We start from the raw sequence: 15,170 nt of genomic DNA on the forward strand, positions 1-15,170 counted from the left end.
TCCCCACGGCTTTCAGCGTGGCCCGCGATCGCTCGCCCATGGCTTCAGACACCACTAGCCGGAGCGAGACGTTCGACATCGGCGGCGACTTGACCGTCAACCGCCTCGGCTTCGGCGCGATGCGGATCACGGGCGAAGACATCGTCGGCCGACCCGACGACGAGGACGACGCGAAGGCGGTCCTCAAGCGCGCGGTCGACCTCGGCGTCGACTTCGTCGATACGGCCGACTCCTACGGACCGGGCGTCTCGGAGCGACTGATCGGCGAAGCCCTCGGCGATCCCGACGCCGTGGTCGTCGCCTCGAAGGCCGGACTGCTCCGCAACCGCGAGGGCGAGTGGCTTCACCACGGCGACCCCGACTTCCTGAGGAATCAGGTGCTGTGTAGCCTCGATCGGCTCGACACCGACAGGATCGATTTGTACCAGTACCATCGCCCGGACCCCGACACCGACTTCGAGGAGGCCGTTCACGCGTTCGCGGAAATGAAAGACGCCGGCCAGATCGCCCACGTCGGCCTCTCGAACGTCAGCGTCGAGCAGCTGGAGACCGCGATGGAGATCGTCGACGTCGCCACGGTCCAGAACCAGTACAACGTCGGCCACCGCGACGACGAGGACGTACTGCGGGCCTGCGAGGAAACGGACGTGGGGTTCATCCCGTGGGGGCCGATGTACGCCGTCGACGAGGAGGAGTCCGCCGCCGCGCTCGACGAGGTCGCCGTGCGCCACGACGCGACGACCCGACAGGTCGCGCTCGCGTGGCTCCTCGGTCACTCGGACGTGACGCTCCCGATTCCGGGCACGTCGAGCGTCGATCACCTCGAATCGAACCTCGCAGCCGCGGAGCTGTCGCTGACGGCTGATGACATGGCCGCGCTGAACGACATCGACCCGCAGTAACCGCGGAACGCCTCGGGTCGCGTCCGAACCCGCGACGCGGCGAGCGTCACTCGATCGTCTCGACGCCGGCCATCTCGGCGACCTTCAGGGCGGTCGCGACGTTGAACGCGAGTCCGAGCGGCGCGGCGACGATTGCTGCGAGGACGGCGCCGACCGCCCCGGCGTGAGCCAGGAGGCTCACGGGGACGGAACAGATCGCCGTGACGACCGCGACGAAAAGAAAGAACCCGATCGGTTGCTGGCGCCGGACGAGTTCGCGTGCCCGGCGGGCCGCGGACTCGATGCCGCGATCCTCCAACACGAGGACGTACACCGTCGGGAAGAACAGGTAAGAGAGTGCCAACACCGCGAGAACCGCGACCACGAACAGCGGCGGAACCACGACCAGCGGGAGGAAGACCGCCGCCAGCGCGACGACGACGAGCGCCTCCAGTACGACCATCCGAACCGCGAATCGGCGGACACCAGCGACGAAATCGAACCGACCGGTAGTGAGCCCGTCCGCGATGCTTCCGAAGTACCCCGCACTCAGCACGCCGGAGACGACGACGTACGCCCCGAGAAGGGGAACGAGCACCGGGAGCGACTCCAGCGTTCCGAACGGGACCGACACGGAGAGGCCGCCGTGGTCAGGGGACTCGACGAAGCTCCAGAGATCGTACCGATAGACGGGAAATGACGCTCGGACGGAGAACCCGTCCATCCGCGCCGTCGCCAGCAGGTCGCTGACGTTCAATAGGGCCGTCGCGAGCGGGACCAGAGCGAGCGGAAGCAACCGAGAAACGTGCGCGAAGGTGCGTTCGAAGATCGGTTCCGGCGGGGACGGCGCGTCGTCTCGCGGGCTGCCGGAGGGCTGGGCCATATCGGCGGTTCACGTTCGACCGTCAAAAACGTCATCCGGCCGCGGTACACGTGGGCACGCTGCGGTCGTCGGGCCCGTCTCGCGGGTCTACTCGTCGAACGGGTCCGTCAGCGTCACCGTCTCCTCGCGGTCGGGGCCGACGCCGACCGCGTAGACCGGGGTGTCGATCTCGTCGGCGACGAACTCGAGGTACTCGCGGGCCGCCTCGGGGAGCGCGTCGTAGCCCGTCTCGGCGACCGCGGCCGAGTCGAACGGCTCCCACGTGTCGAGCGTCTCGTAGACGGGCTCGCACCGCTCCCACCGGTCGGTGGTGGTCGGCACCGTGTCGAGCTCTTCCCCGTCGCCGGACTGCGTCCGGCTGCCAGAGGCGCCTTGCGCCTCGCTGTCAAGCTCGTACCCCGTACACACCTTCAGCTCGTCGAGGCCGGCGAGCACGTCGACGTGGTTGACCGCGACGCCCGTGAAGCCGGAGACGCGCGCGGCGTGCCGGAGCATCGGAAGGTCGAGCCAGCCGATCCGGCGCGGGCGCCCGGTGACCGTCCCGAACTCGCCGCCCTTCTCGCGGATCTCGTCGGCGAGCGCCTCCTCGTCGGCGTCGCCGTCGAGCTCGGTCGGGAGCGGCCCCTCGCCGACCCGCGAGAGGTACGNCCTTCACGATGCCGACGACCTCGCCGTCTCCGACCGTCGTGATGCCGAGCCCGGAGCCGACTGACGCGGCGCCGGCGGTCGGGTTCGAGGAGGTGACGAACGGGTAGTTCCCGTGGTCGACGTCGATGTGGGTGCCCTGCGCCCCCTCGAAGAGGATCTCGTCGCCCGCCTCGTGGCGGCGGTGGAGGTAGTCGGAGCAGTTGACGGTCATCCCCTCGTCCGCGAGGCGCTCGCCGATCGCGGCGAACTCCTCGTGGAGCGCGTCCACGTCGAACGCCTCGGCGCGCTGCGGCTCGGCGTCGTCGAGGTCGAGTCCGTACACGTCCTCGACGAGCGCGCGCTTCTGCGGGACGGCGTACTCGAGCTTCTCGCGGAGCACGTCGGGGTCGAGCAGGTCGGCGACGCGGATCCCGCGGCGGCCGGCCTTGTCCTCGTACGTCGGGCCGATCCCGCGGCCGGTCGTGCCGACCTCCTCGCCGGCGTCGTCGTCCGCCTTGACCTCCTCTTCGATCCCGTCGAGCACGCGGTGGTACGGGAGGATGACGTGCGCTCGGCGGGCGACTCGCACGTCGGGGTCGAGCCCGCGCTCGCGCAGGTCGTCGATCTCGGTGAACAGCGTCTTCGGGTTGACGACGCAGCCGTTGCCGAGGATACCGGTCGTCCCTCGGACAGCGCCGCTCGGCACTAACGACAGCTTGTACTCCGCGCCGCCCTCGACGACGGTGTGGCCGGCGTTGTCGCCGCCCTGATAACGGACTACGACGTCCGCGTCCCCTCCCCACCGGTCGACGAGCGCACCCTTGCCCTCGTCTCCCAGCTGGGAGCCGACGATGGTGAGTGTCATACGACCCGGTGGTTCCCGGCGGGGGGTAAAACAGATTACGGTCCGGGGCCGGGAACACACCACGAACGTGCATCAGACGCGTGACGCGTGGGTGTCGTTATCGTCATTCGTGCTGATACTTGCACACTCGGGGGCCGGACCGGGTCGTTCGGCGGGGCGCCGTCGCGATCGAATGCGTTAACTACTGCCACGTCAAAGCGTCGGGTCGAGCGATTCCGGGCGGCCGTCGACAGCAACTTTTAAACCGGGGCATGACAAGTTAACATGTGCCATGATAGATCGATTAGAGAAGGAGGTAGATATGCTGGAACGTCACCTCCAGGTCCTGCGAATGGTCATCGAAAACGAGCCGATCGGCATCGTGAAGATGTCGAACGAGACGGGGTACCCCCATCACAAAGTCCGCTACTCGCTGCGCGTGCTCGAGGAGGAGAACCTCATCGAGCCGTCCAGTCAGGGCGCGATCACGACCGAACGCACCCACGAGTTCGTCGACGAGCTCGACGAGAAGCTCGACGAGACGGTCGATAAGCTCGGCTCCATGCGGATCGACGACGCCGCGGAACTCGAGAACTGAACCGCTTCGACTTCGCGTGAGGCGACGGGACGCGTTTGTGACGCGTTCGAGACGCGTTTAGCGTGCGTTTGAATCGCGTTCGAACCGCAGTTAAACCGTGTTTAAACTACAGTTACACTGACTCCGAATCGCGGCTGAGCTGCGTTCGGATCGCGGTCGGGGTTCGGTCCTGCGCCGGCGCGGTCTCCGCGCCCGATCGGTCTCTTGCTCGGTCTCCGCGCCCGATCGGACGCGCGCCCCGAGGGCTCGTGGCCCGCTACAGGTCCGGGACGGTCATGTGGAAGCCGCCGTCGCGGGCCTCGACCAGGCAGAGGTGGTACCCCCGCTTGCGCGAGAGCTTCACGAAGCTCGCGCGCTTGGACCGGCTGAACAGCCCGCCGCCCACCGCGTCGCTCGCGGTCTCCAACGCGCCCGGCTCGAAGAAGCTCTCCGTCACCGCGAACGCGGCCGCGAAGGCGTCGCTCGACTCCGCGATGTCGCGGCCGTTCCCGACGAGCGACTCCAGAGTCCCCTCGGCGGTCGGGTCGCGGCTGTCGTTGAGGTCGGCGACGAACAGCGGGTTCCCCATCCGGTCGCGCAACACGAGGTCGAACGAGCGCTGCTCGCGGGTCTCCTCGCCGTTTTCGCGGATCGCGATCGACACGGAGCCGCCGATCTCCGCGCGGTCGACCTCCGGGATGGCGTCGTAGAGGTCGCGGAGCACGCTCTGGTTGCCGGTGCCGCTCACCTCGAACGGGAGGTCCTCGACGAGCCAGCGGGTGAAGCCGTACTCGATCGTCCCCTCGAGGAACTCCTCGAAGGGGCGTCCGTCGACCGCGAGCCCGTCCGTCTCGAAGCTGGTGTGGTGTTCGATCCGGAGGTTCTCGCGGAGCTCCTCGCGGTCGACCGTCCCGTCGTGGGCGTCCTCGAGCGTCGCGCCGCCCTTGGACTCGTACCTGACGAAGAGGTTCGTCCCGCTCCGCGCCTCCGCCGGGGAGATGGTTCGGTCGCTCTCCGGGAGCCGCTCGCGGGCGGCGGCGAGCTGGGACTCCAGCCGGTCGCGCTCCTCGCGGAGCGCCGACAGCTCGGACTCCAGCCTGTCGACCTCGGACGCGAACTCGTCCCGCTCGTCGGCGATCTCGTCGCGGTCGGCCGCGATCCGGTCGCGTTCGGCCGCCAGCGACGCACGTTTCTCCTCCGCGGCGTCGAGCTGAGCCCGGAGCCGTTCGACCCGTTCGCCGCCGCGCTTGCCCGCGTTCGCGCTCGAGGCCCGCTGCGAGACGGCCGACCGGTTCGCACGGTTCGACCGGTCGCGCTCGGTCGATCTGGGCTCGGGAGACCGGTTCTCGCCGTCGGCCGCGCCGGCGTCTCCGCCTCGGCCGGGGCTTCCGGAGCGCTGCCGGTCGGTCGCCTCGCGCGAGGAGCGTNGCCGGCGTCTCCGCCTCGGCCGGGGCTTCCGGAGCGCTGCCGGTCGGTCGCCTCGCGCGAGGAGCGTCCGCTCGCGTCCGGCGCCCGCTCGCCGCGCCCCCGGCCGCCCGGCGGGTCGCTCGCTTCCGATGGGTCGAGCGCCGGGATCGACTTCTGCTCGCGCCACTGCTCCTCCTCCGAGAACACGTCGTCGTCCGGGCGGTCACCCTCGGAGTCGGCCGCGTCGGCGGTCTCGGCCGCGTCGGCGATCTCGGCCGCGTCGGCCGCTCCCGACGCGTCGCGTCCGTCGGCTCGATCGGCGCCCGACCGGGCCGACAGCGGGTCGTCGCCGGCCGCGTCGCCGTCGTCCACCGAGCGCGACGCGGGCCGTTCGGTTCGCTGCCCTCCGGTCGGTGCTTTCTCGACCGGAGCCTCATCGGCCGAGTCCGGCGTGTCGGCCGCGCTCGACTCGTCCGCCCGCTCCCGAGCGGAAGGCCGCGGTTCGTCACGGGCGGTGTCGTCTTCGCCCGGTTCGTCGCGAGCGGTGTCGACGGCGGTCACGTCGCCGTCGGCCTCATCGCGAGCGGCCTCCTCGCCGGCTGCCTCGTCCTCGCGTCCCGCGGCGTCGCTTTCGGTCTCCTCGTCGCCGGCGGCCCCTCCGCCGACGCCGGTCGCGTCGCCGGCCGCGCCGGGGTCGGGGATTTCCTGCACGTCCAGGTCGACCTCGTACACGGTGTAGATCCCGACCTCGTCGTCGGCCAGATCGAAGGCGTCGTCGCCGGTTTCGAGCCGGCGCGAGTTCCCGACGTACGCCGCGGCCATCGATTCGCCCGCGGTGTAGGTCACGTAGTAGTCGCCCGAGAGCACGTTCTCCGACAGCTCGACGTAGCCGGTGAACCCGCCCTGCGAGAGCTTCCGATCGGCCTCGGAGAGCGGCGTGTCGTTCGTGTAGTACTGCGCCCGCGGCTCCCCGCCCTGCTCCTGCATGGCGAACAGGACCGGGAGGACCCCCTCGGGGGCATTATAAACCGTCCCGGAGGCGTCCGCGAACGCGTCGAGATCGGCGTCGGCGGTACCGACGACGCGGCCCTCGAACACGAACAGCCACCCCGTGCCGTTCGTCACCGCGCCGGAGAACCCCCGGTCGACGAGACGCCCGAGGCCCTCGAACCCGTCCGAGAATTCCCGGGCGTCCCACCCGGTTATCTCCGCTCTTCGCTCTGCGTCCATTTGCGTTTACGTCGCCTGCAACGACCCAAATACCTTCCGGAGCGTGAGACGGCCGTCTGACGCCGGGGGACGGGCCCTCCGAGGGCGCTCGCGGCCCCGCAGTCCCTCAATCTCGTCAGTTCGTCCCCGAATCGCCGCGACGCTCTCCGCCGACGGCGGCGATCGCCTCGCGGCCGAGGTCGATCACGTCCGACTGGAGGTCGCTCGCGGCCAGCTCCGCCGGCGTGTACCAGCGCCAGCCGTCGGGGTCGACCTCGTCCGCGCCGTTCGGCGCGATCTCGCGGGAGTCGACCCGGGCGTAGTAGAGGTGATCGATGTGCTGGTGGCCGACCGACCCGTCCTCGTGGACGTTGATGTCGTGAAGCATGAGGTGGGCCGGCTCCGGGATCCCGCGCGTGTTCGGGCCCTCGATCGACGACTCGGTCGCGACGAGCTCGGCGTCCAACCCCGTCTCCTCGCGGACCTCCCGAAGGGCGGCCTCGTGGGGCAGCTCGTCGCGGTCCACGTGTCCGCCCGGCGGGAGTCGGATCCCGAGCCGCTCGTGGGCGTGGAGCGCGGTCGCGCCGTCGTTGACGACGTACGTCGTCGCCGTGAAGTGGCGAGTGGTCTCCATACCCGTGGCTCGGTCCGTATTGGCTTGGGCGTTCGGAAAAACGGCGGGCGTCGACGCGACCGAATCGGGATCGAGAACGGGAACGGCGTCAGTTCAGCGCGACGCCGTCCTCGGCCTCTAACAGCTCGTGGTACCGGTTCCGGATGGTGACCTCGCTGATGTTCGCGACGTCGCTGACCTCGCTCTGGGTCACCTTCTCGTTGACGAGCAGCGAGGCGGCGTAGACGGCGGCGGCCGCGAGGCCGACCGGCGACTTGCCCGAGTGGATCCCCTGCGACTTCGCGGTGTCGAGCAGGGAGCGCGCCCGGCGCTCGGCCTCGTCGGAGAGGCCCAGGTCGGAGGCGAACCGGGGGACGTAGCTCTCGGGGTCGGCGGGCTGGATCTCCAGCTTGAGCTCGCGGACGACGTAGCGGTACGTCCGGGCGATCTCGTCTTTCTCAACGCGGGAGACGGCCGCGATCTCGTCGAGGCTCCGCGGGGTCCCAGCCTGTCGGGCCGCGGCGTACAGCGACGCCGTCGAGACGCCCTCGATGGAGCGGCCGGGGAGCAGGTCCTCGTCGAGCGCGCGGCGGTAGATGACCGAGGCGGTCTCNGATGGAGCGGCCGGGGAGCAGGTCCTCGTCGAGCGCGCGGCGGTAGATGACCGAGGCGGTCTCGCGGACGTTGTCCGGGAGCCCGAGCGCCGAGGCCATTCGATCGACCTCGCCGAGCGCCTGCTTCAGGTTCCGTTCCTTCGAGTCGCGGGTGCGGAACCGCTCGTTCCAGGTGCGGAGCCGCTGCATCTTCTCGCGCTGGCGGCTCGACAGCGACTTGCCGTAGGCGTCTTTGTCCTGCCAGCCGATGTTCGTCGAGAGCCCCTTGTCGTGCATCATGTTCNGACAGCGACTTGCCGTAGGCGTCTTTGTCCTGCCAGCCGATGTTCGTCGAGAGCCCCTTGTCGTGCATCATGTTCGTCGTCGGGGCGCCCACGCGGCTCTTCTGGTCTTTCTCCTTCGAGTCGAACGCGCGCCACTCCGGCCCGCGGTCGATCTCGTTCTCCTCGACGACGAGCCCGCAGTCGACGCAGACGGTCTCGCCGTGTTCGGTGTCGGTCGCGAGCTGGCCCCCGCACTCCGGGCAGCGCAGCTCCTCGTCGGCCGACTCGGTCTCGGATTCGGTCTCGTCGACGTGCTCCGCCGTGTACGTTCGAACGTTTTCGCTCATTGGTTAGTTCAAGTGGAGGGAACGAGGGGACCGAGAGCGGTTTCTCGGTTGGTTTCCTCACCATCACGTAATCGTCTGAAATATTTAAATGTTTGGTCGAGTTTCGGATCGGAGAAGCGCAGAGAGAGGAGTTCACGAGGCGCTATTCGACGAATATTGCCGGTTTTTTGGCCGGCCTTAACAGAGGCGGAGTCGGATCGCCGTTCGGCGGCATACACCTATATATCTATTTCGCGGAGCGCAAGCCGTCGCGGACCCCGGGCGGCGTTCCGCGAGGGCAACCGATTTGGGGGTCGGTCGACCACGTGCGGTATGAACCGCGAACGCCTCGGCGACCGGCTCGCCGACCTCCCGACGGACGGCTACCTGATCGACGCCTCGCAGGACGACGCCAACCAGCTGTACCTCTCCGGCTTCACCGGTCCCGACCCCTTCCTCACGCTGTACGCCGACGGCGAGGTCCACGTCCTCGTCGGCGGGCTGGAGTACGGCCGCGCGCGGAAGGAGGCGGCCGCCGACACGGTCGAGCGCCACGCCGACTACGACTACGAGTACGGCGGCCGCGAGGCCCGCAACGACATGTACGCCCGGTTCGTCCGCGAGAAGGGCGTCGAGTCCGTGTCGATGCCGCCCCGCGGTCCGGTCGGTACCGCGGACGCCCTCCGCGAGCGCGGGATCGACGTCGCCGTCGACACCGACGACCGGATCCGCGAGGTCCGCGCGGTCAAGACCGACGAGGAGGTCGACGCGGTCCGCGACGCCCAGCGCGCCAACGAGGCGGCGATGCGGGCCGCCGAGGAGCTGATCGCTGAGGCCGACGTGGCCGGTGAGGACGCCCCCGTCGAGGGCGGGGACGCCTCGGCCGACGACGGCGAGGTCGAGCCCGGAACCCTCCTCTACGAGGGCGAACCGCTCACCAGCGAGCGGGTGACCGAAGAGATCGAGGTGACCCTCCTCCGGCACGGCTGCGCGCTCGACCAGACGATCGTCGCCGGCGGCGCGCAGGCCGCGGACCCCCACGACCGCGGCTCGGGGCCGCTCCGCGCGAACGAGGCGATCATCGTCGACATCTTCCCGCGGTCGAAGGCGACGAAGTACAACGCCGACATGACCCGGACGTTCTGCGTCGGCGAGCCGAGCGAGACGCTCCGCGAGTGGTACGACCTCACCGAGCGCGCGCTCGACGCCGCGCTCGACGCGGTCGAACCGGGCGCGACCGGCGAGGACGTCCACGCGGCGGCCTGCGAGGTGTACGAGGACGCCGGCGAGCCGACGTTCCGGACCGACCCCGAGACGGAGACCGGGTTCATCCACTCCACCGGCCACGGGGTCGGCCTCGACGTCCACGAGTCCCCCCGGCTCGCGAGCGGCGGGGAGGAGCTGGAGCCCGGACACGTCATCACCGTCGAGCCCGGCCTCTACGACCCCGACGTGGGCGGCGTCCGGATCGAGGACATCGCCGTCGTCACCGAGGACGGCTACGAGAACCTCACGGCGTACCCGATCGAGTTCGAGGTCTGACCGCGCCCGACACCCGGTCCGGCTGGCCGCGACCGGAACCCGCTTTGACCCGGGTCGAGAACGGTGAGCGTGAACTGGCGGTATAAACACACCGCGCTCGCGCTCTGCACCCTCGCGTTCACCGCGACGATGGTCGCGCGGCTGGTGATCAGCCCGCTGATCCCGCAGATCCGCGTCGAGTTCGGCGTCACGAACGCGACGGTCGGACTCGGGCTGTCGGGGATGTGGCTGGCGTACGCGCTCGCACAGTTCCCCTCCGGCGTGCTCGGCGACCGGTACGGCGAGCGCGCCGTCATCCTGACGGCCGTCGGCGCCACCGCGGTCGCCTCTCTGCTCATCGCCGTCTCGCCGTCGGTCCTCGCGTTCATCGCCTTCACGGTCGTGCTCGGCGCCGGCGCCGGGCTCCACTACTCGGTGGCGACCACGTTCCTCACGCGGCAGTTCGACGACATCGGCCGCGCCATCGGCGTCCACGTCGCCGGCGGCCCGGTCGCGGGGCTCGCCGCCCCGCCGCTGGCCGCGCTCGTCGGGGCGCGGCACGGCTGGCGCGCCGGCATCGCCCTCGGCGTCGCCGTCGCGGTCCCCGTGTTCGCCCTGTTCGCGTGGCGGGTGCGCCCGACCGAGCCGCTCCGCCCGGACCAACCCGTGCGCGAGCGGTTCGCCCTCGGCCCGCTCGCGGAGCTGCTCTCTCGCCCCAGCATCCTCTACACAACCCTGTTGTCGACGATGGGCGCGTTCACGTGGCAGGCGACGGCCTCCTTCCTCCCGACGTTCCTCGAGTTCGGGACGGGCCTGTCGGGCGGGCTCTCGGCGCTGCTGTTCTCGCTGTACTTCCTCGTCCACGGCGCGACCCAGCCCGTGACGGGCGGCGTCTCGGACCGGATCGGCCGCGACGAGACCGTGATGGCGACGATGGCCGCCGGTGTCGTCGGCTACGGCCTGCTCGTCGCGGCGGCGGAGTTCGGCTTCGGGCGGCCGGTCGTCGTCGCCGGCGTCGGGTTCGTCGGCCTCGCGATGTCGTGGGGCGCTCCGGTGCAGTCGCGGTTCATGGACCTCCTCTCTGACGCCGAGCGCGGCGCCGGCTTCGGGCTCGTCCGGACCGCCTACATGGTCGTCGGCGCCTCGGGGAGCGTCGTCGTCGGCGCGGTCTCGGACGCCGCCGGGTGGACGGTCGCGTTCGGGCTGCTCGCCGGCGTGATGGGGCTGGCGCTCGCCACGTTGCTCGCGAACCGACTGCTGCGGCTCGGGTACTAGCGGGTCGGTCGTCGATTCAAAACGGGGGCGTCCGCGAGACGGACTCGACTACAGGCGGTCGTCTTCGAGGCTCCCGGGGTCCTGCGCCGTGTCGAACATGTTGTTCTCGGCGCCGTCCAGCATCTCGTCGCGGGGGTCGTCGTCGACGACGCTCACGTTGTACGCCTCGATTCCGGAGGCGATCAGGTCCTCTGCGGCCTGCTCCTCGGAGACGAACTCCTGTTCGGCGAGCTGCTGGAACTCCGCGTACACGTCGTCGGACAGGTTCAACTCGAAGGTGGGCATACGCACTCGTTCCGGCCGGACGCTTTTAAGCGTTCCCTCGCCGGTGACCGGCGCGCGCCGGAGTTCCGGGAACACGCGTCCGGGCGGATGTTCCGCTATTCGGCGCGTTCCGCCTCGAACGCGTCGAGCACGCGGTAGGCTTCGACCGCGTAGGTCATCGCGGGACCACCGCCCATCGCGACGGCGACTGTTAGTGCATCGACGACCTCCTCGTGAGTCGCCCCGGCATCGAGCGCCGCGTCGGTGTGCCAGAGGATACAGTCCTCACACCGGATCGTCACCGCAATCGCGAGCGACATCAGCTCCTTCGTTTTGTTGTCGATCGCTCCGGTCGCCTCGGCCGATTCCACGAACCCGGCGAATGATCCCAGTTCCGGAGCCTCTTCGATCAGGTCACCTAACGTCTCGTTGAGTTCCGCGAGGTCTTGGGCGTACGACATCAGTCTACGTGTCGTCCAGAGACAATTTATACGCCGGCGGGCGTTCTCACCGAGCGGTAAGGGAGTCATCTATGTGACACGACGGGGCGGGGCCCATCACACCGGTTCGGGCGATTCGATTCGCGGATTCCCGACGCACGGTCAAAGCGCCGACCCGGTCTGCTCGTCCGGTGCTCATGCCGTGTGAACACTGTGTCAGTCGTTCACGCTGATCCCGTCGACGGCGACGAAGCCGGTCGCCGTGATCCTGGAGTCAAGCGTTCTCAGACCGGTGACCGAACGCTCCCCGGGAGGAAGCTTATAAATCGCGCCACGCGCCGAGGAACCGCTGGACCGCGGTGAGGTGGCCGACGGCCGCGAACAGCACGAGGAGGAGCCCGACGACGTTCAGGCCGGCGACGATCGGCGCGGCGTACACCGCGGCGGCGACGCCGACGATCCCCATCAGCGCGAGCCGGTCGGCGCGGCCGAGCAGCCCCCCGTACTCGCGGCCGATGCCGACCGCCTGGATCTGCGTGCCCATGTACGAGGTCATCAGGACCCCGGTCACTGCGGCGAAGCCGAGCGCGTACGCCTCGATCCCGACGGTGAAGCCGGCGATCACCGCGATGTCGGCGTAGCGGTCCAGGACGTGATCGAGGAGGTCGCCGCCGTCGGAGGAGACCTCGAGGTGACGCGCGAGCGCGCCGTCGACGAGGTCGAGCCAGCCGTTGAGCAGGACGCCGACCGCCCCGGCGAGGTAAAAGAGGGGCTCGCCGACCGCGAACGCGCCGGCGGCGGCGACCGCGACGCCGAACGCGAGGACGCTCACCTGGTCGGGGGAGAGGCCGAGCCGCGCCGCGGCGCGGACCCAGGGGCCGAGCAGGCGGTCGGCGACGGACCGGTACTGGTCGAGAGTCATCTATCGATCCGACCGTCGCGGCGGGCTCATATATAATCGATGAAGTCGACGGTGCCCGCGCTCGGCTCGCGCTCGCCCTCGATCGCCGCGCGGATCGCGGCGGCCACGGCCGCCGGGTCGCGGTCTGTGGTGTCGATCTCGTAGACGTTCTCCGCGCCGTGTTCGGCGACGGCCTCCGAGAGGATCACGTCGAGCGCCTCGCTCTCCGCGTTTTCGGCGGCGCTCTCCGGCGATTCGCCCCGCGCCTCGAGCCGCGCCTCGATCGTCTCCGGGTGACAGCGCAAGACGATCACGCGGTCGACGTCGAACCGATGCGCGAGGTGCGAGTCGAGCACGCCAGTCCAGTCGCCGAGGCGCTCGCGCACCGCGTCGAGGTCCGCGACGAGCGTGTCGCGGTCGGCGTCGCGCTCGGTCCAGAGGGCGTCGTCGCCCTTTATAAGATCGTTGAGGTGGATCACGTCGTAGTCGTCCGCGAGCAGGTCCGTCGCGGTCGACTTCCCGGTCCCCGGAGTGCCGGTGACGGCGACGCGAGTCGGCGCCGAGTCGGTGCGATCCGCTCCCTCGCTCACGCCCGAACACCCAGTCCGAGGTCGGCGAGCGTCTCGTTGAGCCGCTCGACCGCCTCGCGCGTGTCCTCGCGGGTACCGGTCGATATCCGGACGTGGTTCGGGAGCCCGAAGGAGGTGCAGTCGCGGATGATCACGCCGCGCTCCTGTGCCGCCTCGGCGACTCGCTCCGCGTCGCCGACCTCGGCGAGCACGAAGTTCCCGGCCGACTCGACGGTCGGGGCGTCCAGCTCGTCCGCGATGTACCCGCGCGCCCAGCGCGCCGTCTCGACCGACTCCGCGACGTGGTCCTCGTCGTCGAGGGCTGCGAGCGCGGCCCGGCACGCGAGCTCGTTCGCCGCGAAGGGGGTGTTCACCCGGGCGTACGCCTCCCCCCACGCCTCGGGGACGACGCTGTACCCGATCCGGAGCCCGGCGAGGCCGTACGCCTTCGAGAACGTGCGGAGCACCGCCACGTCGTCGCGCTCGTCGACCAGCGGGATCGCGCTGTCGACCGCGGCGAACTCGCCGTACGCCTCGTCGACGACGACGAGCGTCTCCTCCGCGGTCGCGTCCGCGATGGCCCGCACCTCGTCGAGGGGCATGACCGAGCCCGAGGGGTTGTGCGGGGAGGTGACGTAGACGATCCGCTCGCCGCCGTAGGCGGTCAGCACGGTCTCGGCGTCCTGCGCGAACCCGTCGTCGGGCGAGAGCGCGTACTCGGAGACCCCGCCGTGGTGGTACCGGGCGGACATCGCGTAGTAGGCGAAGCCGGGCTCCGGGACGAGGACCTCGTCGCCGGGCGCTAACGCGGCCCGCGAGAGGTAGTCGATCGAGCCGTCGGCGCCCGGCGAGACCCACACCTGCTCGGTCGTCACGTCCCACTTCTCGGCCAGCTTCGCGGTGAGGTCGGTGTGGGAAGACTTCGGGTACTGGTGGACGCGATCGGCGTGCTCGTGGAGCGCCTCGACGGCCGCCGGGCTCGGGCCGTGCGGGTTCTCGTTCGAGGAGAGCTTGATCAGGTCGTCGGGGTCCAGCCCGCGCTCGCGGGCGACCTCCTCGACGCCCCGACCCGGCACGTACGGCGAGTGATCGGAGAGATCCCGTGGTTGCATAGCCACTAATCCGGGCGGGGCGCTCTTAAGAGTGGCCGAACCGGGTCGCAGACATCGGCGACCACCGACGCTCGCGGCGCCTCAAGCGATGTCCGACGCCCGGCGCTCCGCCTCCGCGACGAGTGACGGGCGGCCGGCGAAGTCGATAGCCACGCCGTCCGGCCCGTAGTCGACGGCGCGGACCTCGCCGCGGTCGTACGCCCACGACAGCAGCGACTGCGTCTCCCCCGTATTCGGGAGTCGCAGCGTCGTCTCGGCCGTCGGCAGCGCCGCGCGGACCGCGTTCCGAACCGCGTCGACTCCCTCACCGGAGCGCGCGCTCGCCGGGACGGGCGCTTCGAGCGCATCGGCGACCGCGTGTCCGTCGGCGGCGAGGTCGTCCGCCGCCGCCGCGATCGCCTCGCGGCGGGCCCGGAGTTCGCTGTCGTCGAGCAGGTCGGCCTTGTTGAGCACCGGGATCACCGGGCCGTCGGTCTCCTCGACGGCCGAGAGACTGGTTCGGATGCGGTCGCGAACCGCCTCCGGGTCGTCGGCGGCGTCGACGACGAGCAGGACCGCGTCGGCGCGGCGGATCGCGTCGGTCGTCGCCCGGAACGACCGGACGCTCCGGTGGGGAAGGGCGTCGACGAACCCGACGGTGTCGGTGACGAGCGCGCGTCGCCCTCCGAGCGTCGCCCGGCGGGTGGTCACGTCGAGCGTCTCGAAGAGGCGGTCGGCGACGGTGACCGNNNNTGGTGTCAGCGGCAGGAGTTTCGGTGTCGCCGGTGTCAGCGGCGCCGGGCGCGTCGATGTCGTCGGCGAGGCGTCGGAGCAGCGTCGACTTGCCGGCGTTGGTGTAGCCGGC

Annotated in this window: 13 protein-coding genes and 2 pseudogenes; 4 read left to right on the forward strand and 11 right to left on the reverse strand. The window is 70.2% G+C overall.

What is annotated here, in order from left to right; all coding sequences use genetic code 11:
- Positions 1-38: 38 nt before the first annotated feature.
- On the forward strand, positions 39-902 hold the full coding sequence (locus C468_RS14660) for an aldo/keto reductase (protein ID WP_008849684.1): 864 nt from the start codon (positions 39-41) through the stop codon (positions 900-902).
- A gap of 46 nt (positions 903-948) precedes the next feature.
- Here the strand turns inward: C468_RS14660 and C468_RS14665 are convergent, their stop codons facing one another.
- Positions 949-1,764, reverse strand: coding sequence for a hypothetical protein (locus C468_RS14665; protein ID WP_008849685.1), 816 nt, complete (start codon positions 1,762-1,764; stop codon positions 949-951).
- A gap of 87 nt (positions 1,765-1,851) precedes the next feature.
- Positions 1,852-3,256 (reverse strand): annotated as a pseudogene (locus C468_RS14670) (adenylosuccinate synthase).
- Positions 3,257-3,527: 271 nt separating this feature from the next.
- Between C468_RS14670 and C468_RS14675 the strand changes: the two are divergent.
- The gene (locus tag C468_RS14675) at positions 3,528-3,833 is read left to right on the forward strand and encodes a hypothetical protein (protein WP_004045854.1); all 306 of its coding nucleotides are present in this window, start codon (positions 3,528-3,530) and stop codon (positions 3,831-3,833) included.
- Positions 3,834-4,089: 256 nt separating this feature from the next.
- Here the strand turns inward: C468_RS14675 and C468_RS19440 are convergent, their stop codons facing one another.
- From C468_RS19440 to C468_RS19030, 3 genes and pseudogenes are all read right to left on the reverse strand, one after another.
- Positions 4,090-5,406 (reverse strand): DUF7527 domain-containing protein, encoded by a 1,317-nt coding sequence (locus C468_RS19440; RefSeq protein ID WP_008849686.1) that lies wholly within the window; start codon positions 5,404-5,406, stop codon positions 4,090-4,092.
- Between the two features lie 1,158 nt (positions 5,407-6,564).
- The gene (locus C468_RS14685) at positions 6,565-7,062 is read right to left on the reverse strand and encodes an NUDIX hydrolase (protein ID WP_008849687.1); all 498 of its coding nucleotides are present in this window, start codon (positions 7,060-7,062) and stop codon (positions 6,565-6,567) included.
- Positions 7,063-7,150: 88 nt separating this feature from the next.
- Positions 7,151-8,265, reverse strand: a pseudogene (locus C468_RS19030) (transcription initiation factor IIB).
- A gap of 312 nt (positions 8,266-8,577) precedes the next feature.
- Between C468_RS19030 and C468_RS14695 the strand changes: the two are divergent.
- Positions 8,578-9,786 carry a M24 family metallopeptidase gene (locus C468_RS14695; RefSeq protein WP_008849690.1) on the forward strand — a complete coding sequence of 403 codons (1,209 nt, stop codon included), beginning with the start codon at positions 8,578-8,580 and terminating at the stop codon, positions 9,784-9,786.
- Between the two features lie 69 nt (positions 9,787-9,855).
- Complete coding sequence (locus C468_RS14700) at positions 9,856-11,040, forward strand: MFS transporter (protein ID WP_049912265.1); 1,185 nt, start codon at positions 9,856-9,858, stop codon at positions 11,038-11,040.
- Between the two features lie 48 nt (positions 11,041-11,088).
- Here the strand turns inward: C468_RS14700 and C468_RS14705 are convergent, their stop codons facing one another.
- The 6 genes from C468_RS14705 to C468_RS19230 form a co-directional block, all read right to left on the reverse strand.
- Positions 11,089-11,325, reverse strand: a complete 237-nt coding sequence (locus tag C468_RS14705) for a hypothetical protein (protein WP_008003406.1) — start codon at positions 11,323-11,325, stop codon at positions 11,089-11,091.
- Between the two features lie 95 nt (positions 11,326-11,420).
- Positions 11,421-11,765 (reverse strand): carboxymuconolactone decarboxylase family protein, encoded by a 345-nt coding sequence (locus tag C468_RS14710; protein ID WP_008849692.1) that lies wholly within the window; start codon positions 11,763-11,765, stop codon positions 11,421-11,423.
- A 298-nt stretch (positions 11,766-12,063) separates the two neighbouring features.
- Complete coding sequence (locus C468_RS14715; RefSeq protein WP_008849693.1) at positions 12,064-12,666, reverse strand: CDP-alcohol phosphatidyltransferase family protein; 603 nt, start codon at positions 12,664-12,666, stop codon at positions 12,064-12,066.
- A 26-nt stretch (positions 12,667-12,692) separates the two neighbouring features.
- On the reverse strand, positions 12,693-13,235 hold the full coding sequence (locus C468_RS14720; RefSeq protein ID WP_008849694.1) for an adenylate kinase family protein: 543 nt from the start codon (positions 13,233-13,235) through the stop codon (positions 12,693-12,695).
- Positions 13,232-14,326 (reverse strand): histidinol-phosphate transaminase, encoded by a 1,095-nt coding sequence (gene hisC, locus C468_RS14725; protein WP_049912257.1) that lies wholly within the window; start codon positions 14,324-14,326, stop codon positions 13,232-13,234. Before hisC ends, C468_RS14720 begins: the two co-directional genes overlap by 4 nt.
- A gap of 81 nt (positions 14,327-14,407) precedes the next feature.
- Positions 14,408-15,016 carry a GTP-binding protein gene (locus C468_RS19230; RefSeq protein WP_008849696.1) on the reverse strand — a complete coding sequence of 203 codons (609 nt, stop codon included), beginning with the start codon at positions 15,014-15,016 and terminating at the stop codon, positions 14,408-14,410.
- Positions 15,017-15,170 lie beyond the last annotated feature (154 nt).

The sequence above is a fragment of the Halorubrum kocurii JCM 14978 genome (assembly GCF_000337355.1).
Taxonomy (GTDB): domain Archaea; phylum Halobacteriota; class Halobacteria; order Halobacteriales; family Haloferacaceae; genus Halorubrum; species Halorubrum kocurii.